Raw genomic sequence first — 22059 nt, 5'->3', positions numbered from 1 at the left:
TGCCAGCCTGGCGGACGCTGCGGATAAATTGCCCGGCCCGTGGTTCGTTCTTGTGCTGTGGGCGCACGTGTATCGACGCCGTGCCTGAACCATTCAGCGAGAGCGAGTCAATGACGAAGAAGAATCTGGTGTATGTCTGGTCCCTGCGTAACGCCGCCGCCGACAAGGCGGGTCAGCCGGTGGCCTACAAGGACCATGAGCGCTACATGAAATCGGTGCTGGAGTTTCTGGTGGAGACGCTGAACCAGACGCCCCTGGGCGAGGCCTATGAACTGGTGGGTGTGGTCTACGACGATGACGAGCAATCGCCGCGGGACCAGCAGCTGGTCAGCGATTACGGCTTTGCCTATCAGCCTGGTCGCCAGTGGCTGTACCCGGCGGACCTGAAGGTCCAGGGCCGGTTGGTCAACGACCTGCTGCTGAGCGTGCCGTCCACCTACCGCCGCCATCCGCGCGGCAGTGCCGAGCACATTGCCGGCAAGCAGGATTTCGAGCGTCGCCTGCACGACACCCTGGTGGAGCTCAAGGCGGATATCGTGGTGCTCGATGGCCTGCTGGTGATCCTCGATGAGCTGGTGCGTCCGGGGGCGCCGTTCGCAAGGCGGATCATGAACATTCACCCGGGCATCACCCGTATCGAATCGCCCTATGAGCGCCGTGGTGCCTACGCCACCTGGAATGCCCTGTACGGCGCCCGTGGGCAGAAGGTGGTGGACTGGAGCACCCGAGAAACCGTGCCGACCGAGCCCTTGTACCTGACCGGCGCCTCGTTCCACTACGTGGACAACGGCATCGATTCCGGCGAGGTGCTGCATGATGTGCTCAATACCGAGATCGGGCCCGAGGACACCATCCTTGAGCTGCGCTGGAACAACTTCAACAACAGCCTGTTTCCGGCCTTGCGCCAGGGCCTGTGGCTGATGGTCGATAAACTGCGCCCGTAGGCGTTTAGCGCAGCGGCCCAGGGCGGTCATCGCGCTGGGCCGCCGGCCATCGTAGGTTACTTGTGGCTGGCGCCAGGCTGTTCCAGCTCGCGCACGACCCGAAAGCTCAGCCAGTCCCCACGCACTTCGCGCTTGCGGCTGTTGCGGTTGCCCGACCGCGAGAACACCGGCGCTTCACCCCAGTCGTTGCCGCGAATCTGCGCGTCCAGGCACACCCCTTCGGACTCCTCCATCCAGGCCCGGCCATCGGCGGGGGCGCCCACGTAGTCCGGGTGCCAGCAGTCGGCGACCCACTCATAGACGTTGCCATGCATGTCATACAGGCCGAAGGCGTTGGGTGGAAAACTGCCCACCGGGGCGGTGAAGCTGAAGCCGTCCTTGGGACCGTAGGTGTTGGCGTGCTGGCTGATCTGGTACTGGCCTTCCTCGTCGAACGGGAAGGGGAAGGAGCCGGTGCTGCCGGCGCGTGCGGCATATTCGCGCTCGGCCTCGCTGACCATCCGGTAGTGCTTGCCGGTCTTTTTCGACAGCCACTGGGCATAGGCCTGCACGTCGGCGTAGTCGACGCACACCGCCGGTTGGCGCGGCCCCTGTTCATAGCGTGGCTTGCTGGCCTGGCACAGGCGGCCGGGGCGGTCATCACCGTCCTTGATCCGGGTGCCGGTTTCGCGGATGTAGGCATCCAGCTCGCCGGCGGTCACATGGAAGCGACTCATGGCGAAGGCGTTCTTGAAGGTCACGGTGTGCTGCGGGCCTTCATCGGGCTCGCGGCCCACTTCGTCTTCCGGAGTGCCCATGACAAAACTGCCGGCCGGCAGCACCACCATTTCCGGGCAGTTCTTGCAGTCCTTGAACACGCTGCCGGGCTTGGGCGGCTCTGCGGCGTGGGCGTTGAGGCTGATCAGGCAGCTGACCAGGGCGGCCAGCGAGGAAGAGGCGAGAGGTTTCATCAGTCAATAGCCTTGTGCAATGTGAGTTCGGGAGGCCGGGGCTGCAGGTCAGGCGCTCTTGCTGCGGCGCAGGCGCTGGCCCAGCAGGTCCATGGCCCGGTCGATATCCGTCTCGCTGTTGAGCAGGCCAGGGGCCATGCGCACCACCGGACCGGCATCGCGGTCCACCGCGTCCACCAGGATGCGGTTCTCGATCAGCCAGGCGGCGGTGGCGTCGGTGTCCAGGTTCTGGCCGCGGAAGAAGGTGAAACCGGCGGAGTGCTCCGGGCTCAGGGGCGTGACCAGCTCGATGCCTGGGTGTTCCTGCAGGCGCTGCTTGAGGTAGCTGTTGAGTTCGTGGATGCGTGACTGGACGTTGGCCTTGCCCAGCTGCATGTGCAGGTCGAAGGCCTGGTCCACGGCCCAGCGGTGTTCGAAGCTGTGGTAGCCGCCGGGGGTCATGGTGGTGGCGAAGTTCTGGTTTTCGGAGAAGGTCGCCACCATCGGCGTCAGGTGTTCGAGTTGTTCCGAGCGCGAGCAGAAGATCCCGGTGCCGCGCGGGCCGAACATCCACTTGTGGGTGCCGGCAACGAAGAAATCGCAGTTCAGGTCGGCGAAGGTGACATCTTCCACTCCCAGCCCGTGCACGCCATCGACGCAGTAGAGAATTCGCTCCTGCTCATCGCGATTACGGTTGTGCTGGTCCACCAGCTTGCCGATCTCACCGATCGGCAGTTTCACGCCGCTACCCGACTGCACCCAGGTCATGCCCAGTACCCGGGTATTGGCGCGGATGTTGCGGTCGATATTGCCCAGCACTTCGTCGGTGGACAGGCGCTGGGGCGACTTGAACAGCTCGATGGTGCGCACCTGGGTGCCGTCGCGCTGGGTGCGGTATTTCAGAGCGTTGCGGGTCGAGTAGTGCTCGTGGACCGTGGTCAGGATCTCCTGCCCGGGGCGCACGTGAATACCGCCATACATCAGCGCCAGGCCTTCGGTAGTGCTGCCGGTCAGGGCCACCTGGGCGGGCTTGATCTGCAGGTAGCGGCCGACGCTTTCGCGCACCTGGGCCTCGCGCTGCCAGGTGTACTGGGTGTCATAGTCCATGGCCATGGCCGGGTTGCGATCGAGTACGGCGCGGTATTTTTCTATGGCTTCGCGCACGGGCCTTGGGTGCGAGGTGATAAGGAAATTGGCCAGGTGCACGTAGTCCGGGTCCAGGTCGAACAGCTGGCGCAGTTGGCTCCAGGTTGTGCTGCTGGCGGCGGCGGTGGCGGGTGCGGCAGTGCCGGCCCGGGCCTGGCCGATGGCAAGGTTGCCCAGGGGCAGGGCGACGGCCAACAGGCCGGCTTGTTTGAGGAAGGTCCGACGATAGGTCACAGGAAGGCTCGTGGTCATGGGTTAGCCGGCGATGGCGGGGGCAGGGTTGGGTTTTGCAGGCTTGGCCAGTTTCTGCACCTGTTCCCAGACGCGCAGATAGTTCTCGCCCCACAGCTTGGCGATCTCGATATCGCTGTAGCCGCGCTGGATCAGCTCGGCGGTGACGTTGCGGTTGTCCGCCACGCTCATCCAGCCCAAGACGCCGCCGCCCTCGTTGAAGTCCGAGCTGATGCCGACGTGGTCGATGCCGACTTTCTTCACCGTGTAGTCGATGGCGTCGACGAAGTCCTTGAGGCTGGCCTTGGGCTCTTCATCGAGGATCCCGTACAGGGAGCTGGCGTATTCACCAAAGCGCTGTTCCGGCCAGATGGTGATCACCGCGTCGCCGGGCATCAGGGCGTTTTCCAGGCCTTGCAACGGCCCCAGGTCGAAGCGTTGGCGCAGGGCATTGAGCTTGTCCAGGGTCGGTTGGCTGAGGGGCCGCAGGTAGGTGGAAAACCCCACCACCTGAATCACCCCGCCGGTGGCTTTGATCTGTTGCATTTCCCGGTCGCTGAGGTTACGCGGGATATCCACCAGCGCCCTTGGGGCGGAGTGGGACGCCACCAGCGGCGCCCGGGTCAGGCTGGCGACATCGTCCAGGGCCTTGCTCGACATCTGCGAGACATCGATCACCACCCCTAGGTCGTTGAGGCGCTGCACGGCCTGCTTGCCGATCGGTGAGAGGCCGCCGAGGGCGTCCCGGGTGTCGTTGAAGAAGGGCAGCGGACGCGACGAGTCGGCCCAGTCGTTGTTGCCGACATAGCTGAAGCCGAACAGGCGCATGCCCCGGGCGGCCCACTGGTCCAGCTGGTTCAGGTCGTCACCCATGGCGTAGGCGTTGAGCAGGCTGATCACCACCGCCACCTTGCCTTCGGAGGCGATGCGGCGCAGGTCGGCGGGGCTGTAGGCGATGGCGGTCTGGTTGGGGAAGTCGCGCACCATGCCCTGGATGATCCGGTAGCGCGTCTCGCGCTGGTGGCGGGCTTCCTCGACGAAGCCGGCGGTGGGGCGGTGCGGCGCATTGGCGCCGTTCCACATTTCCGGCCAGGCCAGGATGCTTAGGGCAGCGCCGGACAGGCGGCCGCGACCGGCCTTGACCAGGTCGAACTGGCGCGCGGTGTCCTTGTCCGCTTCGCTGCCTTCGGTGCCGAAATCCAGAGGCACAGTGATGTGGCTGTCGAAGGAGATGATCCGTTCCTGCAGGTCGTTGGCGTGCTTGACGATCTCGTTGGGGTAGGGCAGCCGGTCCTTCCAGTAGTAGTACCAGGCCGCGCCGGCACCTACGCCAAGGGTGGCGACGATAAGTATCAGCAGGCTCAGATAGAGGGTTTTCGTACCAGATATTTTGATCATTGCTATCCCAGTCGCAGGCGGGCTGATGACGGGATCGGGCCCTTGGGCTCAGTGCTGCCGGGTCCGACCTGTTGTGCACATCTATCCGCGATAAACGAGCTGGGCGCGGGCAAATTTAGCGTTGCGCCAATCGCTGCCCGGTAAATTTCCCTGCAAATCCAACGTTCTAGCTAGATGCGTGACGCGCCACTGGATAAAGGTAGAGCGATGAGGTTTTCGAGAAGAGGATTTTTGACCGGTCTGGCGGTGACAGGAGCGGCTATCCCTGTGGCGTTCTACACCCAGAAGGCGTTGCAGCGTCAGGATGCCCGCCTCAAGGAAGAGCAGGCCATCACCCCGGGGGAAGCCACGCTGGAGGTGGCCCAGGACCCAGGCGTGCGCCTGGCCGATCACCTGCGGGGCATCTGGGATATCGAGTTCCTTGACGCCAACGGACCGCAATCCCTGCCTCGTAAAGGCTGTGAGTTGCTGCTGGATGCCGGCCCCGCCGGGCGCGGCTTGCGCGGTGTCCTGGGACGCGCGCAGAGCCTGCGAGGTGATGGCTCGGCGGAGTTCCTGGTGCAGGGCGACCTGGCGTCGGTGGATGCCGCCAAGCTGCGCTGGCGTCTGTTTGCCGGTGGCCGGATAGCCGGTGCCCCCAGCCATGAGTGCCAGGTGGTGCTCGACGAGGTCTGGGCCAGTTGGGGCAATGCCGGTAGCGGCACCCTCAGTGGCAGCCTGCAGTCGTTGCAGGCGTCGCCGCTGGCGCCGGTATCCGCGGCGCGTTTTGTCGCGCGCAAGCGAGCCTTTCCGGCCGCCCGGGACCAGAGCGGGCTGAGCCCGGCCTTGCTGGCGTGGCTGGTATCGCCGCAGCACCGCCTGTTCCACCAACTCTGGCACGCCTCGCGGGACCGCTGGCATTCCCTGCCCAAGGACAAGCGCAACAGCCTGCGCGGGCTCGGCTGGCAGCCGGGGCCGGTCAAGCATGAGCGTGACGCCCGGGGGCGGCGCAAGCATCGCAATGCCTCGGGCGTCGACTTTCTGTTCATGCACCGGCACATGCTGCTGCATGCCCGCTCATTGCAGCCGGACCTAGTGTCCTGGCCGCAACTGCCGTTGCCTTGCGCCCGCCTGGAGCATGATCGGCAGGCCTTTATCCGCTATTACGAAAACCATGACGGCTGTTCGGTGCCGCCGGCCTGGGTGGCGGACGACGATGAAGAGTTCACCCAATGGCTGCACGGGCTGAAAAGCGATGCGGCGTTCTACGGCAACTTCCAGGTATGGGAATCGCAGTACCAGGACCCGGAGTACCTCAGTCGCATGACCCTTGGCCAGTTTGGCTCGGAGATCGAGTTGGGCATGCACGACTGGCTGCACATGCGCTGGGCCGATGTCGCCCGTGATCCTGCCAATGGCATGCCGGTGATGCAGGCGCGCGTGTCCTCGGATTTCGCCGGGCGCTGGTACCAGCCCGAGAACGACTTTCTCGGCGATCCCTTCTCGTCCCACGTGCATCCCATGTTCTGGAAGTTCCATGGCTGGATCGATGACCGGATCGACGACTGGTTCCGCGCCCATGAACGCTATCACCCCGGCGAAGTGCTGCGCCGCGAGGTCAATGGCGTGCCCTGGTTCGCCCCTGGGCGCTGGGTCGAGATCGACGACCCGTGGCTGGGGGCCTCGACCCATGGCTGCGGCCCCTTGGGCAATGCCCCGGGGGACATGTCCCTGGAGATGGATCAGGAGGTCATGAAGCTGGCCCTGCGCATCGCCCTGAGCCGCGACGAAGAGGTGCCTGAGCTGCTCAAGCGGGCGCCGCGTCGGCCCTGGTATGCCCAGCACTTGAAGCTGTGAGGCGGGGGATTCAGTTGCTCAGGGCCACTTCGGCGAGAAAGCTCAAGAGTCCGCTGTATCGGCTGGCCTGCCATTGCCCGGTGCTGTGGTCGAATAACTCGACCGGCGCCAGGCATTGTCGGTTCTCGATCCTGAACCCGTAGAAGTCACCGCAGCCGTTCTCTGAAAACAGCAGGTGATCCTTGGCGATGGTCGGGTGCGCCCGGTTGATCTCGACCAGATGGAAATCACTGCTGCTGTCCAGCGAGTAGAGCGTGCTCAGGGCAAAGTAGCCGCCACCGTACTCCCTGAGGAACCAGGTGTGATCGGCCGGCAGTTGCAGCCCCAAGGCCTGCTGCGCCTCCAGGATCTGGGCTTGGCTGGCAGGGCGGTCCGACGGCAGTTCGAACCAGATCGGATGGCTGCGCTTGCGTTCGTCCAGCAGTTGCTTGAAGTCCTCGACGTTCATTTTTTGCGCCTTGTGCAGTCAGTCGTCCGTCAGGATGGACCAGGCGCCGTGTTGCTCCAGTAAGTCCTGCAGCGCCTCCAGCTCTGCGGCGGGCGGCGGCTGGCCGGTCACGGCGGCGTGGAGGTCGTTGAGAATGAGGTCTGCGTCCCTGTGGGTGAGCTGCGCCATCAGCTGTGCCAGATTGCGGTCGCACCAGTGCGGGTACAGCAGCACCAGAAGACGCTTGTAGTCGCGGCTGTCGAGCCCGTTGGGGTAGACCTTGCGCAGTAGGGTCAGCAGGCCTGCCAGTGGCTCGTGCGGCGCTTTTTCGAGGGGCATGGGCTCTGTTCGCGGTGGGGCGGGAGGGGATTCTAAGCGATTGCACGCTCGGCCGCTGCGCTGGGCGCGGGAGGGGCCGGGCTGGCCACTCCCGCCTTGTCATTGGCTCCAGCCGCCCCCCAGGGCCTTGTACAGGGCGATGCTCGATTGCAGCCGTGACAGCCGCAGTTGCACGTTCTGGTCCTGGGCGGTGTACAGGGTGCGTTGGGTTTCCAGCACGGTCAGCAGGTCTTCGGCGCCGGCCTGATAGCGGCTCTGGGCGATCTCGAAGGCGCGCTGCGCCTGATTCAGCTCTTCGCTCTGCCACTGGCGCTGCTGGTCCAGGCCGCGAATGCTGTTGAGGGCTTTTTCCACATCGGCAAAACCATTGATGATCGCCCCGCGATAGTTCTCCAGCAGCTCTTCCTGGCGCGCCGTGGCCTTGTCCCGTTCGGCGCTCAGGCGCCCGGCGTTGAAGATCGGCGCCATCAGTCCGGAGGTGAGGCTGTAGAAGGGGTTGCGCAACACGTTGCCCAGCTTGTCGGCATCCGAGCCCAGGTTGGCGGTCAGGGTCAGGGTCGGCAGCATCGCCGCCCGCGCCACGCTGACGTCGGCCTGGGCCGCTGCCAGCCGGGCCTCGGCAGCGGCGATATCGGGGCGGCGGGTCAGCAGCTCGCTGGGCACTCCGGCGTCGATGGTCGGCCAGTTCAATTGGGCAAAAGGCTGGTCGCTCAGGGTCAGGCTCTGCACCGGCCGACCCAGCAGGGTGGCGAGGGTGATCAGCGCCTCTTCGGCCTGTTGTTGCACCAGGGGCAGTTGGCGTTGCTGGGCGGCCACCAGGCTTTTCTGCTGGGCCAGTTCCAGGGCGGTGGCCGAGCCGGCGTCGTAGCGGGTCTGCACCAGTTGCAGCACGTTCTGCGCATTGGCCAGGTTGAGTTCGGCGATGCGCAGTTGTTCGCGCAGGGACAGGACCTGGGCATAGCTGTTGGCCACGCCGCTGAGCAGGGTCACTTCCACGGTGGCCTGGTCGAACTCGCTGGCCTGGAGCCCCAGTAGAGCGCTGTCATGGGCGGCGCGGCGGCCGCCCCAGAAGTCGACTTCATAGCTGGCGCTCAGGCCTGTGTCGAAAGCGTCCACGGTCTTGCTGGTGCTCGTGGAATCGAGCTGGCTGGCGTTGTTGCCTCGCAACTGTTTTCGGTGGCTGGTGTTGAAGGAGCCGGTGACGCTGGGCAGCAATGGCGCACCGGCCACGATGGCACTGGCCTGGGCCTGGCGGACCCGGGCCATGGCGGCCGCCAGGTCGTGGCTGCCGGCCCGGGCTTGGCTGATCAGGCGGTCGAGCTCCGAGCTGCCGAAACGGCTCCACCAACGCAGGTCTTGCTGCCGCTCGCCCTGGCTGGCGGGCGAGTGCCAGGCCGCCGGTGCTTGCAGCCCGCTGTCCGGGCGCGGTGCCGGGCTGCTGCAGGCCGCCAGCAAGAGGCTGGCGGCCAGGAGGGTCAGGTGCACTTTCATAGATCGATCATTCACTGGTAAGGGCCGTGACCGGGTCGAGCCGGGCAGCGTTGCGGGCCGGCATGAAGCCGAAGATGACGCCGGTGATCAGGGCGCAGCCGAAGGCCCCGAGAACGGCGACCAGGGAGAAGGCGACCGCCACTTCACTGAGGATCAGCACGCCACCGATCAGCAGGGCCAGGGCGATGCCGGTCAGGCCGCCGACCACCGAGAGCATCACCGCCTCGGTGAGGAACTGGCGCAGGATGTCGCTCTGGCGAGCGCCGGTGGCCATGCGGATGCCGATCTCCCGGGTGCGTTCGCGCACGGTCATGAGCATGATGTTCATCACCCCGATACCGCCCACCAGCAGCGAGATCGCGGCAATGGCGCCAAGCATCAGCGACAGGGTGTTCTGGGTCCGGGCCTCGGCCTGGATCATCGCGGCGTTGTTGGTCAGTTCGAAGTCACGCTTGCCGCCGTGCATGCGCAGCATCAGTTCATCAATCTCCTGTTCGGTCTGTTTGACCCGACTGGCATCGGCGGCGGCAATCGCTACGTACTGTGGGTTGTGGTCGCCGAACAGGCGGATGCTGGCGGCGGAGTAGGGCACCGCGATGCGGTCGTCACTGTCGCTGTCGCCGGAGCTGGCGCCTTTTTCCGAGAGCACGCCGACTACCTGGAACGGCACGTTCTCGATGAGGATGTACTGGCCGATGGGGTTGGCCACGTCCTTGAGCAGTTTCTCCCGAACCTTATGGCCGATCACCGCCACCGCGGCCGCCGAGCGTTCGTCGGCTTCGCTGAAGTAGCTGCCCTGGGCCACGGGCCAGTTGAAGATTTCCGGGAAGTTGGTGTCGTTGCCGCCCACGTAGCTCATGTAGTCGGCGTTGCCGAAGCGCACCCCGGCCTTGGCGCCGTTGACCGGCATGATCCGTTTTACCTGGGGCAGGTTGGCCAGGGCGGCGACGTCATCCAGGGTGACGATGCCTTCCGGGGTCCGTGGGTTGGGCGAGTAGCCGCTCAGGTAAATGATGTTCGACCCGAACGCCCCCATCTGCGCCATCACCTGGCGCTTGCTGCCTTCACCCACGGCCAGCATCACCACCACCGAGGCTACGCCGATGACGATCCCCAGCAGGGTCAGGGCGGTGCGGAAGCGGTTGATCCACATCACTCGCCAGGCGGCCTGCACCGCATCCAGCAGTTCGCCTTTCCAGGCGCCGCTGGCGTCGCCGCCGTCGGCCAGGCGCTGGCGCAGGTCCACCGCTTGCAGGGCGCCGGGGTTGCTGCTGGTCTGTACCGACGGCTCCTGCTGGGCGGTGTCGCTGATGATTTCGCCGTCGCGGATTTCGATGATGCGCTTGGCCCGGGCCGCCACTTCGCGGTCGTGGGTGATGAGGATCACCACGTGACCCTGGCCGGCCAGTTCGTCCAGCAGGGTCATGACTTCGGCGCCGCTGTGGCTGTCCAGGGCGCCGGTGGGTTCGTCGGCGAGGATGATGTGCCCACCGTTCATCAGTGCGCGGGCGATGGACACCCGTTGCTGCTGGCCGCCGGACAATTGGTGCGGGCGGTTGCCGCTGCGGCTGGCCAGGCCCAGGCGCTGCAGCAGGGCGGCGGCGCGGGCGTGGCGTGCGGCGCCCGGGGTGCCGGCATAGATGGCCGGCATCTCGACGTTTTCCTGGGCTGAGGCCGAGGGGATCAGGTGGTAGCCCTGGAACACGAAGCCAAAGGCTTCGCGGCGCAGCCAGGCCAGTTCGTCGCTGTCGAGCTGGGCGACGTTCTCCCCGGCAAACAGGTACTCGCCGGAGGTGGGGCGGTCCAGGCAGCCGAGGATGTTCATCAGGGTCGATTTGCCGGAGCCCGAGGCGCCGACGATGGCGACGAATTCCCCGGCGTGGATCGACAGGTCGATGCCGCGCAGCACGTCGACTTGCGGGCTGTCGCCGCCACCGTAGGATTTGCGGATGTCTCTGAGGTCGATCAGCGGCGTCTGCATTCAACCCCCGCTGCTGTTGGTCGGGCCGATCAGCAGGTGCTCGCCCTCGCTCAGGCCATCCAGGACCTGGATGCGCAGGCGGTCGCTGATGCCGACCCGGACCTTGCGCGTCTCGATCGAGCCGTTCTTGGCCACCACCCGGGCAATCTGCCGGTCCGGCTCGCTGCTGCCCTGGAGGGCGGCGATGGGTGCGGTGAGGACGTTTTTTGCCTGGCTGGCGACGAAGAACACCTGGGTGGTCATTTCCGCCATCAGCGCGTTGTCGGCGTTGTCCACGTCCAGCAGCACGGTGTACAGCACCACCCGGCCGCTGCCGCTCTTGCTGGTGCTGGCGGGGCTGCCACCGCCCTGGCTGGTTTCGTTGAGCGGCTTGGGCGGGATCGGCAGGATCTGGCGCACGGTGCTGGTCCAGCGCCGGTTGCCGCCGCTCAAGGTGGTGAAGTAGGCCTGCATGCCGGGTTTGACGTGGCCGATGTCGGCCTCCGAGACTTCGGCCCAGACGGTCATCGGCGAGAGCTTGGCGATGCGCAGGATCAGCGGCGTCTGCTGCTGGGCGTTGAGGGTCTGGCCTTCGCGGGCGTCCACCGCCACCACGGTGCCGGACATCGGCGCGTAGATGCGCGTATAGCCCAGCTCGGCCTGGTCGCTGCGCAGGCTGGCCTGGGCCTGGCGGATCTGTGCCTTGTACATGTCGATCCGCGCCTGGGTAGCCTTGAGTTCGGCCTGGGCGGTCTGCACGTCTTCTTCGCGGGTGGCGCCGCCGGCCTTGAGGTTCTGCTGGCGCTGGTATTTCTGTCGGGCCAACTGGTTCTGCGCGTATTGCTCCTGCAACTGCGCCTGCAGGTTCTCGATGGAAAAACGGCTGGCGTCGAGCTTGGCCTGCTGGGTGGCGGGGTCGATCTCCACCAGCAACTGGCCTTCCTTGACCGTGTCGCCGGCTTCGACGTGGATCTTGCGGATCTGCCCGGAGGCCTGGGCGCCGACATCCACATAGCGCCTGGGTTGCAGGGTGCCCAGGGCGGTGACGCTGCTCTCTATGTCGCCCCGGCTGACTTGCACCGTGGCGAGCTGGTCGCGTCCGGGGGGGATGAAGCTCCAGGCGCTGATGGCGACAACGGGAATCAAGCACAGCGCTGCCAGCAGGGCGCGCCGGGTATGTCGGGGACGTTTCATGCAGGGTTCCGGCCAGGGGGAAATCGGCCCGTCACAGCAGCCGGCCGCGGGGCTGGCGGCCACCGCGGGAACGGCGAAGACGGGGAGCTGTCAGGTAAACGAGCGGCCACAGGGTGAATTTAACTGCCGACACATGGAGTTACAGCTGTCTCAAGGCGGATAAATGAACCGCTGTGGCGCTGCGCCACTTTAAATCTATATGAGAATTACTATAAATTACGCCGCTGCTAAACAGCCATCACGAATCACCCGGTGCAAGCGGCCATTGCCGGCCTTGTTCAAGGACAGAATCGCCCCTGCGGGCGGTCGGGAGCCCTGTTGGAAAACTACTATCGCGAGCTGATGTGCTTCCTCAACGCCAAGCTGGGCAATCGCCAGGTGGCCGAGGACGTGGTGCACGACGCTTATGTGCGGGTCCTGGAGCGCTCCAGCGATACGCCCATCGAGCAGCCGCGGGCGTTTCTCTATCGCACGGCGCTGAACCTGGTGATCGACGGCCATCGGCGCAATGCCCTGCGCCAGTCCGAGCCCCTGGAAGTGCTGGACAGCGAGGAGCGCTATTTCAACCCTTCACCGCAGACCAGCCTCGACCACGGCCAGCGCCTGGAGATGCTGCAGCGAGCCCTGGCGGAACTGCCGCGGCTGTGTCGCGAGAGTTTTCTGTTGCGCAAGCTCGAAGGCTTGTCCCATCCGCAGATCGCCGAGCAGTTGGGGATTTCCCGCAGTCTGGTGGAGAAGCACATCGTCAATGCCATGAAGCATTGCCGGGTGCGGTTGCGGCAGTGGGATGGCCATTGAGGCGTTGCCGCTGAGACGCATTTAGTTAAATTTTTTTTCATTGTCCTCGTCCCTACTCAACAGACGATCCGCTGTCCTGCATGGGCCAGTCGGGTCACCGTGACACTTTATCTCCCGCGTTGAGGCGGTTTATCCAGAGGACACTGGAAATGACACAGGCAATTGCATCGGCCCACGTTCATGATTTGATCGGTATCGGTTTCGGCCCCTCGAACCTGGCGCTGGCCATTGCGCTGGAAGAGCGCGGGCAGGAGCACGGTCCGCTGGATGCGCTGTTTCTCGACAAGCAGGCGGACTATCGCTGGCATGGCAACACCCTGGTGACCCAGAGCGAACTGCAGATTTCCTTCCTCAAGGACCTGGTGACCCTGCGCAATCCCACCAGCCCCTATTCCTTCGTCAACTACCTCAAGCATCACGGGCGCCTGGTGGACTTCATCAACCTGGGCACCTTCTATCCGTGCCGCATGGAGTTCAACGACTACCTGCGCTGGGTCGCCGGCCACTTCCAGGAGCACAGTCGCTACGGTGAAGAGGTGCTGGCCATCGAGCCGGTGTTGCACAACCAGCAGGTCGAGGCGTTGCGGGTGATCTCCCGGGATGCCCAGGGCGCCGAGCTGGTGCGCACCAGTCGTTCGGTAGTGGTCAGCGCCGGCGGCACGGCGCGGGTTCCAGAAACCTTCAAGGGGCTCAAGGACGATGCCCGGGTGTTCCACCATTCCCAGTATCTGCAGCGCATGGCCAGCCAGCCCTGTGTCAATGGCCAGCCGATGAGCATCGCGATCATTGGCGGTGGGCAGAGCGCGGCGGAAGCCTTCATCGACCTCAATGACAGTTTTCCCTCGGCGCAGGCCGACATCATCATGCGTGGCTCGGCCCTCAAGCCGGCGGATGACAGTCCGTTCGTCAACGAAGTGTTCGCCCCGGCCTTCACCGACCTGGTATTCCAGCAGACCCGCGACGAGCGCGAGCGTCTGGTCAGCGAGTACCACAACACCAATTACTCGGTGGTGGACATCGACCTGATCGAGCGCATCTACGGCATTTTCTACCGGCAGAAAGTCTCCGGCGTTGCGCGCCACAGCTTGCGCACCATGACCACGGTGGAGAAGGCCACGGCCACGGACCTGGGCATCGAGCTGATCCTGCGCAACAACGCCACCGGCGAGCGCGAAGTGCGGCATTACGATGCCGTGGTCCTGGCGACCGGCTACGAGCGGCAGATGCATCGCCAACTGCTGGCACCGCTGCAGGAATACCTGGGCGACTTCGAAGTGGACCGCAACTATCGACTGATCACCGACGAACGCTGCCAGGCCGGCATCTATATGCAGGGCTTTAGCCAGGCCAGCCACGGCCTGAGCGATACCCTGCTGTCGGTGCTGCCGATCCGTGCACAGGAGATCGCCGACTCGCTGTACGAACACGGCAAGAGCCGCGGCCACAGCCGTTCGCTACGGGACATGCTGCTGGCTACCGCCAGCTGATGGCGCGCCACTGCCGCCGCGTTGCGGCAGTGGCGGCCGCGGTCACAAAAACGTCATTTTCTGCCTGTTCCTGAACCTTGGCTGAAGAACTTTTCAATTCCCCGGGCCAGGGTTTTTCCCCGGTTTACTCTGCATAGGGCGCGGCGTAAGCTGCGCGCGTTTTCAACCATTGGAGGCCCAGTGTGGGTACTTGTTCGAGTGACAGGAGTCGGCCGGTCTTGAGTGCCGGCGCAGTCCCGGCAAGATAGCGCGCAGCCTTTTTCCTGCCGCTGTCTCGCCGTACAGCGAGAAGCGGCATCCCGATTGCGGTCCCTTTGTGGCTCGCTTCCCGACGTCCCTTCCTGATGACTCTGTTTTGCCCCGGCCCGGCCTTGCGCCGCAGGGTGGTGGCATCGACGCGTGGGTCCTGCGACCTGCGGGCCAGCTGTGCGTGGATGCTCGAAGCGCTCCGCCAGGTCAGGCCGTACCTGCCTGTGGTTGTCCTGTGTCGTCCTTGCGGGGGAGCCGTCATGGGTTACATCAGCCAGCGTCAACATCGCCAGCAACATCGTCCTTCACTCTCGGTGCGATTGCCCCGGGCGTGAGCCCTGTCCCGTGCCTTTGCCTACTACCCTGACTGTTCAGTTGCATCACTGACGCCCCCGTGCCGCTGGCCGGACGTCTGTGCAGGAGTCATCACCATGAAGCTCAGCCTGTTGAAAGAATTTTTCGCCGGATTTCTCCGTACCCGGCACTTTTCCCGGCATTTTCGCCGCCTGGCGCTGCTCGACAGTATCCGCGACGCCAGCGTCAGCCGCGAGGTGCCGCCGACCCTGGGGCAGACCCTGGTGGCCGCGGCCAACAGCGACGCCGCGCAACTGCTGGACCAGCTTGGCAGCCACACCGATGGCCTGAGCACCGAGGAGGCCGAAGCCCAGCGTGAGCGCTATGGCCTCAACGAGGTGGAGCACGAGCAGGCGCTGCCCTGGTGGACCCACCTGTGGCACTGCTACAAGAACCCCTTCAACCTGCTGCTGACCCTGCTGGCGGTGATCTCCTGGCTGACCGAGGACATGAAGGCGGCCACGGTGATTTTCTCCATGGTGGTGCTCTCGACCCTGCTGCGCTTCTGGCAGGAGGCGAAGTCGAACAAGGCCGCCGATGCCCTCAAGGCCATGGTCAGCAACACCGCCACGGTGATGCGTCCCGGTTCGGCGCCCCAGGCGGCGCCGATGCTCGGGCGTTTGCTGGGGGCCGCTGCCGAGGCCACGGGGGCCCAGCGCATCGAATTGCCGATCAAGCAACTGGTGCCCGGCGACCTGATCGTGCTCTCGGCCGGCGACATGATTCCCGCCGACTGCCGGGTGCTCAGCGCCAAGGACCTGTTCGTCAGCCAGGCGGCGATGACCGGTGAATCCATGCCGGTGGAGAAGTTCCCGCGCCAGCAGGACGCCGACACCAGCAATCCCCTGGATCTGGACAACATCCTGTTCATGGGCACCAACGTAGTCTCGGGCTCGGCCACCGCGGTGATCCTGACCACCGGCAACAGCACCTATTTCGGTGCCCTGGCCCTGCGGGTCAGCGCCACCGACCGCGCCCCGACTTCGTTCCAGAACGGGGTCAACAAGGTCAGCTGGCTGCTGATCCGCTTCATGTTCGTCATGGCGCCGCTGGTGCTGTTCATCAACGGCTTCACCAAGGGCGACTGGATGGAGGCGCTGCTGTTCGCGCTGTCGATCGCCGTCGGCCTGACCCCGGAAATGCTGCCGATGATCGTCACCTCGACCCTGGCCAAGGGCGCGGTGTTCCTCTCGCGCAAGAAGGTCATCGTCAAGCGCCTGGACGCGATCCAGAACTTCGGCGCCATGGACGTGCTGTGCACCGACAAGACCGGCACCCTGACCCAGGACAAGATCTTCCTCTCGCGGCACGTGGACGTCTGGGGCGAGGACTCCGACGACGTGCTGGAAATGGCCTACCTCAACAGCTACTACCAGACCGGGCTGAAGAACCTGCTGGACGTGGCGGTGCTGGAGCACGTCGAGGTGCACCGCGAGCTCAAGGTTGCGACGGCGTTCCAGAAGGTCGATGAAATTCCCTTCGACTTCACCCGGCGGCGCATGTCGGTGGTGGTGGCGGAACAGGATCGGCCGCACCTGCTGATCTGCAAGGGGGCGGTGGAAGAAGTGCTGGCGGTATGCCGCAACGTGCGTCATGGCGAGGCTGAGGAAGCCTTGACCGACAGCCTGCTGGCGCGGATTCGCCAGGTTACCGCCGACCTCAACGAGGAGGGCCTGCGGGTGGTGGCGGTGGCGGCCCGGCCAATGCTCGAAGGGCGCGACACCTACAGCCTGGCGGACGAGCGCGAGCTGACCCTGATCGGCTACGTGGCGTTCCTCGATCCGCCCAAGGAAAGCACCGCACCGGCCCTCAAGGCCCTGGCCGAGCATGGCGTGGCGGTCAAGGTGCTGACCGGCGACAACGAGCTGGTGACGGCCAAGATCTGCCGTGAAGTGGGCCTGGAGCAGCAGGGCCTGCTGATGGGCAACGACATCGAGCGCATGAGCGACGAGCAACTGGCCAAGGCGGTGGAAACCACCAACGTCTTCGCCAAGCTGACCCCGACCCACAAGGAGCGGATTGTCCGCCTGCTCAAGGCCAACGGCCACGTGGTGGGTTTCATGGGCGACGGGATCAACGACGCGCCGGCGTTGCGCACCGCCGACATCGGCATTTCGGTGGACAGCGCGGTGGACATCGCCAAGGAAGCGGCGGACATCATCCTGCTGGAAAAGAGCCTGATGGTACTGGAAGAGGGCGTGCTGGAAGGGCGCCGCACCTTCGCCAACATGCTCAAGTACATCAAGATGACCGCCAGCTCGAACTTCGGCAACGTGTTCTCGGTGCTGGTGGCCAGCGCCTTCATCCCGTTCCTGCCGATGCTGCCCATGCACCTGCTGGTACAGAACCTGCTCTATGACATTTCGCAGATCGCCATCCCTTTCGACAACGTCGACGAGGACATGCTCAAGCAACCCCAGCGCTGGCAGCCGGCGGATGTCGGGCGCTTCATGGTGTTCTTCGGGCCGATCAGCTCGATCTTCGACATCACCACCTTTGCCTTGATGTGGTACGTGTTCGACGCCAACACCCCGGACCACCAGACCCTGTTCCAGTCCGGCTGGTTCGTGGTTGGGCTGCTGACCCAGACCCTGATCGTGCACATGATCCGCACGCCGAAGATTCCGTTCCTGCAGAGCCGCGCGGCCACGCCGTTGCTGGTGATGACCGGGATCATCATGGCGGTGGGGATCTTCCTGCCGATGGGCCCTTTGGCGCACTACTTCAAGCTACAGGCGCTGCCGTCGCTGTACTTCGTGTTTCTGCCGTTGATCCTGCTGGCCTACATGATCCTGACCCAGGCGGTGAAGGGCTTCTACGTGCGCCGCTTCGGCTGGCAATAGCGGAGTAGTGGCAAGCTTTGAGCGGCAAGCGGCAAGCGGCAAGCGGCAAGTTTCGAGTGTGCGGCGTATTGCTTGTAACTTGCTGCTTGTAGCTTGCCGCTAGTCACCAAGAGGATCTTTTCCATGCAGGCCCTGCACAACATCAACCTGGATTCGCTGATCGACACCCTGGTCAGCCTCAGCGCGGCCTTCATCCTCGGTGGCCTGATCGGTTTCGAACGCCAGTACCGGCAGCGCACTGCGGGCTTGCGCACCAATGTGCTGGTGGCGGTGGGCGCGGCGATTTTCGTCGACATGGCCAACCGCCTGGGGGGAGCCGACGGCGCGGTGCGGGTGGTGGCTTACGTAGTGTCGGGCATCGGCTTTCTCGGGGCCGGGGTGATCATGCGCGAGGAGGGCAACGTCCGCGGTCTGAACACCGCCGCCACCCTCTGGGCTTCGGCGGCGGTGGGGGCCTGCGCCGGTGCCGACCTGATCCTCGAAGCGTTGCTGGGCACCCTGTTCGTGCTGGCCGCCAATACCCTGCTGCGGCCCATCGTCAACAACATCAACCGCCAGCCGCTGGACGTGATCTCCGCCGAGGTCACCAACATCGTCTATGTGATTGCCCAGCGTTCGAAGCAGAAGGCGGTGTTCGCCCTGCTGGAAGCCGAGCTGGAACGCAGCAACTACCCGGCCAGCGATGTCGACGTGCACGCTTTTGGCAACGATGAAGTGGAGATTGAGGCGACCCTGGCCACCACCTCGGTGGACGGTGAGGAGCTGGATGCGCTGGTGGCGCGGCTGTCCACCTCGGCCCTGGTGCAGCAGGCGTTCTGGAGCCCGAGCACCACCGAGTGAGCGTGGCCCGCTGATGGCGATTGGGTGGTCTTGCTCGGTTCTCAGTGGGGCGTGCAGGTTTCCAGGAAAAGCCTTACATCAAAACAAGACTGTGCCCGTCTGCAAAAAAACGGGTGGCGATCTAAGGTAGTGGACGACTTTTTTCAGAGATGGCGAGCGGATCTGTGTGACAGCTGACTTGTCCGAAAAATATGGCGGCAAGCGCATTCTGGGTGTGGTTTTCAGATTAATCCTAGAGAAAACCCTCCGACACTTCCTTAGCCTTCCACCGATCTAGGAGGAAAGGCCGGCAGTCGCCGGTCGTAGTCTCAAAAGCAGGATCCAGAAATGTCCAATAGAGCGCTGCGCATACTCATTGCCGATGATCAACATTTTCATCGGATGCAGATCGAACGAACCTTGAATCAACTCAATTACTACCGCATTGCCCCCGTGCACACACTGGAGGAGCTGCTTTCGCTGGTGGAGTACTCCTGCGATCCGTTTGATCTGCTGATCATCAACGGCACCCTGGCGACCCACAGCGGTTTCGATCTGCTGGACTTCTGCCTGGACAATCCCCAGCTCGGTCACGCCCTGATCTATGACAGCCAGCGCTTTCCACCCATCCCCAGCAGCCTGCGGCACCGGATCCAGGCCAGCCGCGCCGAGTTGCCGGACAGCGAGGCGATCCGGCGCCTGATGCAGCAGATCGATCCGCCGGTGTTCAGGAGCCCCAGGTCGGGCATTCAGTGGCTGCCGGAACTGCAGCACGGTGGCTGGCGCGCCAGCGCCAATTGATTGAATCGCGCTCTATGCAAAACGGCATCCCTAGGGATGCCGTTTTACGTTGCGCTGCGGGCAAGGCGTCGCTGATCGAGCCGGCGTCGGTTCAGGCCATGTCGCTGTGGCTGAATTCCTCGCCGAGAAAGTCGATCAGGCTGCGCACCGAAGGCAGCAGGCCGCGGCGCGACGGGAAGATCGCATGCACGATCCCGCAGCGCGGCGCCCAGCCGGGCACCAGTTCCTGCAGGCGTCCGGCGTCCAGGTCTTCACGGACCACCACCTTGGGCAGGTGGACGATACCGATGCCCGCCAGTACCGCATGCCGCAACGCCAGCAGATCGTCGGTGACCATCCGCGGCCGGTGGCGAATCAACGCCTCGGCGCCGTTGGGCCCCAGCAGTTGCCATTGGTAATCCCGTTGTGCCGCTCCCCAGTGCAGGCTGGGCAGGCCGCTGAGATCGGCCGGTGTCGTCGGGCTCGGCAGACGCTGGAGAAAATCCGGATGCCCCACCAGGCACTGGGTGCTGTTGCCCAGTACCTTCATCACCAGGTCGGTGTTTTCCAGGGGCGGGAAACGCACTCGCAGGGCAATGTCGAAACCTTCGTGGATCAAGTCGACCCGGCGGTTGGTGCTCTCGATGAACAGCTCCACCAGGGGGTACTTGAGCATGAAGCGGGTGAGCATCGGCCCGACCCAGGAATTGAGCAGGGCCGTGGGGCAGGCCACCCGCACCAGCCCCTGGGGTTCGGAGCGGTTGCGCTCAATGACTTCCGCCGCGCCCTCGGCTTCCACCCGCATGGCCAGGCAGCGCTGGTAGTACTCCTGGCCGATTTCGGTCAGCGAACAGTGGCGGCTGGTGCGTTGGATCAGGCGCACGCCCAGGCGCTCCTCCAACTGGGCGATCCGCCGGCTGAGCTTGGACTTGGGCATGTCCAGGGCCCGTCCGGCGGCGGCGAATCCGCGGTGCTCCACCACCTGGGTGAAGTAGTAGAGGGTGTTCAGGTCTTCCAAGATCGTTCTCCAGATAGAACGCTAAGGGCAATTTTCGCAGTCTAGCGCGGCAAAGGTGTGGGTTTTAAGGTGTGTCCATCAGAAAGTTCTGGAGGGCAACATGAAAAACATCATTGGCATCTACACCGCTCCCCGGCCCCATTGGGTCGGCGACGGCTTCCCGGTCCGCACCCTGTTTTCCTACGACAACCTGGGCCAGCACATCAGCCCGTTCCTGCTGCTGGATCATGCCGGGCCGGCGCAGTTCAGCCCTACCAGCGCTCGCCGTGGTGTCGGCGAGCACCCCCATCGCGGTTTCGAAACCGTGACCATCGTCTACGACGGTGAAGTGGAACACCGCGATTCCACCGGCAGCGGCGGCAAGATCGGTCCCGGCGACGTGCAGTGGATGACCGCGGCCTCGGGGATCCTCCACGAGGAGTTCCATTCCGCCGACTTCGCCCGGCGCGGCGGCAACCTGGAAATGGTCCAGTTGTGGGTCAACCTGCCGGCCAAGGACAAGCTCGCGGACCCCGGTTACCAGACCATCGTCGCGGCGGATATTGCGCAGATCCCGCTACCGGGCAATGCCGGCAGCCTGCGCCTGATCGCTGGCGAGTTCGACGGCCAGCGCGGCCCGGCCCGGACCTTCACCCCGATCGACGTCTGGGACATCCGCCTGCAAGCCGGCAAGCACCTGGAACTGCCCCTGCATTCGGGACGTAACACGGCCTTGGTAGTGTTGCGCGGCACCTTGCAGGTCAATGGCCGGGAGCGGGTTGAGCAAGGACAACTGGCGCTGCTGGAGCGCGACGGCGACCTGATCAGCCTGGAGGCCGGCAACGACGCCATTGTGCTGTTGCTCAGCGGCGAGCCCATCGACGAACCCATCGTCGGCCACGGCCCGTTCGTGATGAACAGCGAGGAGGAGATTCATCAGGCCTTCGTCGATTTTCAATCCGGACGCTTCGGCCGGATGGACGCAAACGGTCAATGACCGGCTGCGCTGGCGCGGCTGGCAACGCTAACTAGGCTTTGTCAGTTGCGCGCAACACCCCGACGCCCACCGTTACCCCGGTGGGGCGTGCCACGGGTTTCATTCAAGCCGGGTCTTCCGGCATCGATCATTAGCGAGGAGTTCACATGACCACTGCATACAAGCGTTTGGACAAGGATAACGCCGCCGTTCTGCTGGTAGACCACCAGGCCGGCCTGCTGTCGCTGGTCCGCGATATCGAGCCTGATCGTTTCAAGAACAACGTGCTGGCCCTGGCCGACCTGGCCAAGTACTTCAAGCTGCCGACCATCCTCACCACCAGTTTCGAAACCGGCCCCAACGGCCCGCTGGTGCCGGAGCTCAAGGCGCTGTTTCCCGAGGCGCCGTACATTGCCCGCCCTGGTCAGATCAATGCCTGGGACAACGAAGACTTCGTCAAGGCGATCAAGGCCACTGGCAAGAAGCAACTGATCATTGCCGGGGTGGTGACCGAGGTGTGCGTGGCGTTCCCGGCGCTCTCGGCCCTGGAGGAGGGGTTTGAAGTGTTCGTGGTCACCGACGCTTCCGGCACCTTCAATGCCCTGACCCGCGACTCGGCCTGGAACCGCATGTCCAATGCCGGCGCGCAACTGATGACCTGGTTCGGCCTGGCCTGCGAGCTGCATCGCGACTGGCGCAACGACGTCGAAGGCCTGGCGACCCTGTTCTCCAACCACATCCCGGACTACCGCAACCTGATGACCAGCTACAACACCCTGACCCAGGGCAAATAAGCGCCTGGCGCGGCGGATCGCAGCCCAGCCGGAGCCTGCGAAAACTAATCGGCGGTGAGGGCGTGCA

Annotated in this window: 18 protein-coding genes; 9 read left to right on the top strand and 9 right to left on the bottom strand. The window is 64.5% G+C overall.

Features of this window, described 5'->3' with window-relative positions; translation table 11 throughout:
- The first annotated feature begins 110 nt into the window (after positions 1-110).
- A complete protein-coding gene (locus DNK59_RS23235; protein ID WP_110724785.1) occupies positions 111-944 on the top strand; it encodes a formyltransferase family protein in 834 nt (277 codons plus the stop codon).
- A 56-nt stretch (positions 945-1000) separates the two neighbouring features.
- Here DNK59_RS23235 and DNK59_RS23230 read toward each other — a convergent pair whose 3' ends face one another.
- Genes DNK59_RS23230 through pvdM form a run of 3 tightly spaced genes read right to left on the bottom strand, consistent with a single transcriptional unit; the run spans position 1001 to position 4648 of the window.
- On the bottom strand, positions 1001-1894 hold the full coding sequence (locus DNK59_RS23230; RefSeq protein WP_110724784.1) for a formylglycine-generating enzyme family protein: 894 nt from the start codon (positions 1892-1894) through the stop codon (positions 1001-1003).
- A 48-nt stretch (positions 1895-1942) separates the two neighbouring features.
- The gene (locus DNK59_RS23225; protein WP_110724783.1) at positions 1943-3253 is read right to left on the bottom strand and encodes an aminotransferase class V-fold PLP-dependent enzyme; all 1311 of its coding nucleotides are present in this window, start codon (positions 3251-3253) and stop codon (positions 1943-1945) included.
- Between the two features lie 21 nt (positions 3254-3274).
- Positions 3275-4648 carry a pyoverdine-tailoring dipeptidase-like protein PvdM gene (gene pvdM, locus DNK59_RS23220; protein ID WP_110724782.1) on the bottom strand — a complete coding sequence of 458 codons (1374 nt, stop codon included), beginning with the start codon at positions 4646-4648 and terminating at the stop codon, positions 3275-3277.
- A gap of 207 nt (positions 4649-4855) precedes the next feature.
- On the opposite strand from pvdM, the gene DNK59_RS23215 reads away from it, so the two are divergent.
- Positions 4856-6484 carry a twin-arginine translocation signal domain-containing protein gene (locus DNK59_RS23215; protein WP_110724781.1) on the top strand — a complete coding sequence of 543 codons (1629 nt, stop codon included), beginning with the start codon at positions 4856-4858 and terminating at the stop codon, positions 6482-6484.
- A gap of 10 nt (positions 6485-6494) precedes the next feature.
- Here DNK59_RS23215 and DNK59_RS23210 read toward each other — a convergent pair whose 3' ends face one another.
- The 5 genes from DNK59_RS23210 to DNK59_RS23190 form a co-directional block, all read right to left on the bottom strand.
- Entirely contained in the window at positions 6495-6932 is a 438-nt protein-coding gene (locus DNK59_RS23210) for an SMI1/KNR4 family protein (RefSeq protein ID WP_110724780.1), read from the bottom strand.
- A gap of 18 nt (positions 6933-6950) precedes the next feature.
- Positions 6951-7250 carry a DUF3349 domain-containing protein gene (locus DNK59_RS23205; RefSeq protein WP_110724779.1) on the bottom strand — a complete coding sequence of 100 codons (300 nt, stop codon included), beginning with the start codon at positions 7248-7250 and terminating at the stop codon, positions 6951-6953.
- A gap of 99 nt (positions 7251-7349) precedes the next feature.
- Positions 7350-8741 (bottom strand): efflux transporter outer membrane subunit, encoded by a 1392-nt coding sequence (locus DNK59_RS23200; RefSeq protein ID WP_110724778.1) that lies wholly within the window; start codon positions 8739-8741, stop codon positions 7350-7352.
- A gap of 7 nt (positions 8742-8748) precedes the next feature.
- Complete coding sequence (locus DNK59_RS23195) at positions 8749-10722, bottom strand: MacB family efflux pump subunit (RefSeq protein ID WP_110724777.1); 1974 nt, start codon at positions 10720-10722, stop codon at positions 8749-8751.
- Positions 10723-11895: an efflux RND transporter periplasmic adaptor subunit gene (locus tag DNK59_RS23190; protein ID WP_110724776.1), complete on the bottom strand. Its 1173-nt coding sequence runs from the start codon at positions 11893-11895 to the stop codon at positions 10723-10725. It abuts the gene before it with no gap.
- Between the two features lie 315 nt (positions 11896-12210).
- Between DNK59_RS23190 and DNK59_RS23185 the strand changes: the two genes are divergently transcribed.
- From DNK59_RS23185 to DNK59_RS23160, 5 genes are all read left to right on the top strand, one after another.
- Positions 12211-12693 carry a sigma-70 family RNA polymerase sigma factor gene (locus DNK59_RS23185; RefSeq protein ID WP_110724790.1) on the top strand — a complete coding sequence of 161 codons (483 nt, stop codon included), beginning with the start codon at positions 12211-12213 and terminating at the stop codon, positions 12691-12693.
- A gap of 149 nt (positions 12694-12842) precedes the next feature.
- Complete coding sequence (locus DNK59_RS23180; RefSeq protein WP_110724775.1) at positions 12843-14180, top strand: lysine N(6)-hydroxylase/L-ornithine N(5)-oxygenase family protein; 1338 nt, start codon at positions 12843-12845, stop codon at positions 14178-14180.
- A 680-nt stretch (positions 14181-14860) separates the two neighbouring features.
- A complete protein-coding gene (gene mgtA / locus DNK59_RS23170; protein WP_110724773.1) occupies positions 14861-17626 on the top strand; it encodes a magnesium-translocating P-type ATPase in 2766 nt (921 codons plus the stop codon).
- Between the two features lie 123 nt (positions 17627-17749).
- Complete coding sequence (locus DNK59_RS23165) at positions 17750-18466, top strand: MgtC/SapB family protein (protein ID WP_092312564.1); 717 nt, start codon at positions 17750-17752, stop codon at positions 18464-18466.
- Positions 18467-18793: 327 nt separating this feature from the next.
- Positions 18794-19246: a response regulator gene (locus DNK59_RS23160; protein WP_092312567.1), complete on the top strand. Its 453-nt coding sequence runs from the start codon at positions 18794-18796 to the stop codon at positions 19244-19246.
- Positions 19247-19337: 91 nt separating this feature from the next.
- On the opposite strand, the gene DNK59_RS23155 is transcribed toward DNK59_RS23160, so the two are convergent.
- Positions 19338-20246 carry a LysR family transcriptional regulator gene (locus DNK59_RS23155; protein WP_092312570.1) on the bottom strand — a complete coding sequence of 303 codons (909 nt, stop codon included), beginning with the start codon at positions 20244-20246 and terminating at the stop codon, positions 19338-19340.
- 97 nt (positions 20247-20343) lie between these two features.
- On the opposite strand from DNK59_RS23155, the gene DNK59_RS23150 reads away from it, so the two are divergent.
- Both DNK59_RS23150 and ycaC read left to right on the top strand, forming a co-directional pair.
- A complete protein-coding gene (locus tag DNK59_RS23150; RefSeq protein WP_110724772.1) occupies positions 20344-21219 on the top strand; it encodes a pirin family protein in 876 nt (291 codons plus the stop codon).
- Positions 21220-21365: 146 nt separating this feature from the next.
- Positions 21366-21992, top strand: coding sequence for an isochorismate family cysteine hydrolase YcaC (ycaC, locus tag DNK59_RS23145; protein ID WP_092312576.1), 627 nt, complete (start codon positions 21366-21368; stop codon positions 21990-21992).
- Positions 21993-22059: the final 67 nt, after the last annotated feature.

The organism is Pseudomonas sp. TKO26 (assembly GCF_003225665.1).
Lineage (GTDB): Bacteria > Pseudomonadota > Gammaproteobacteria > Pseudomonadales > Pseudomonadaceae > Aquipseudomonas > Aquipseudomonas saponiphila.
The sequence above is the reverse complement of the archived record's forward strand: the minus strand, read 5'-3'. Positions and strand labels throughout refer to the sequence as shown.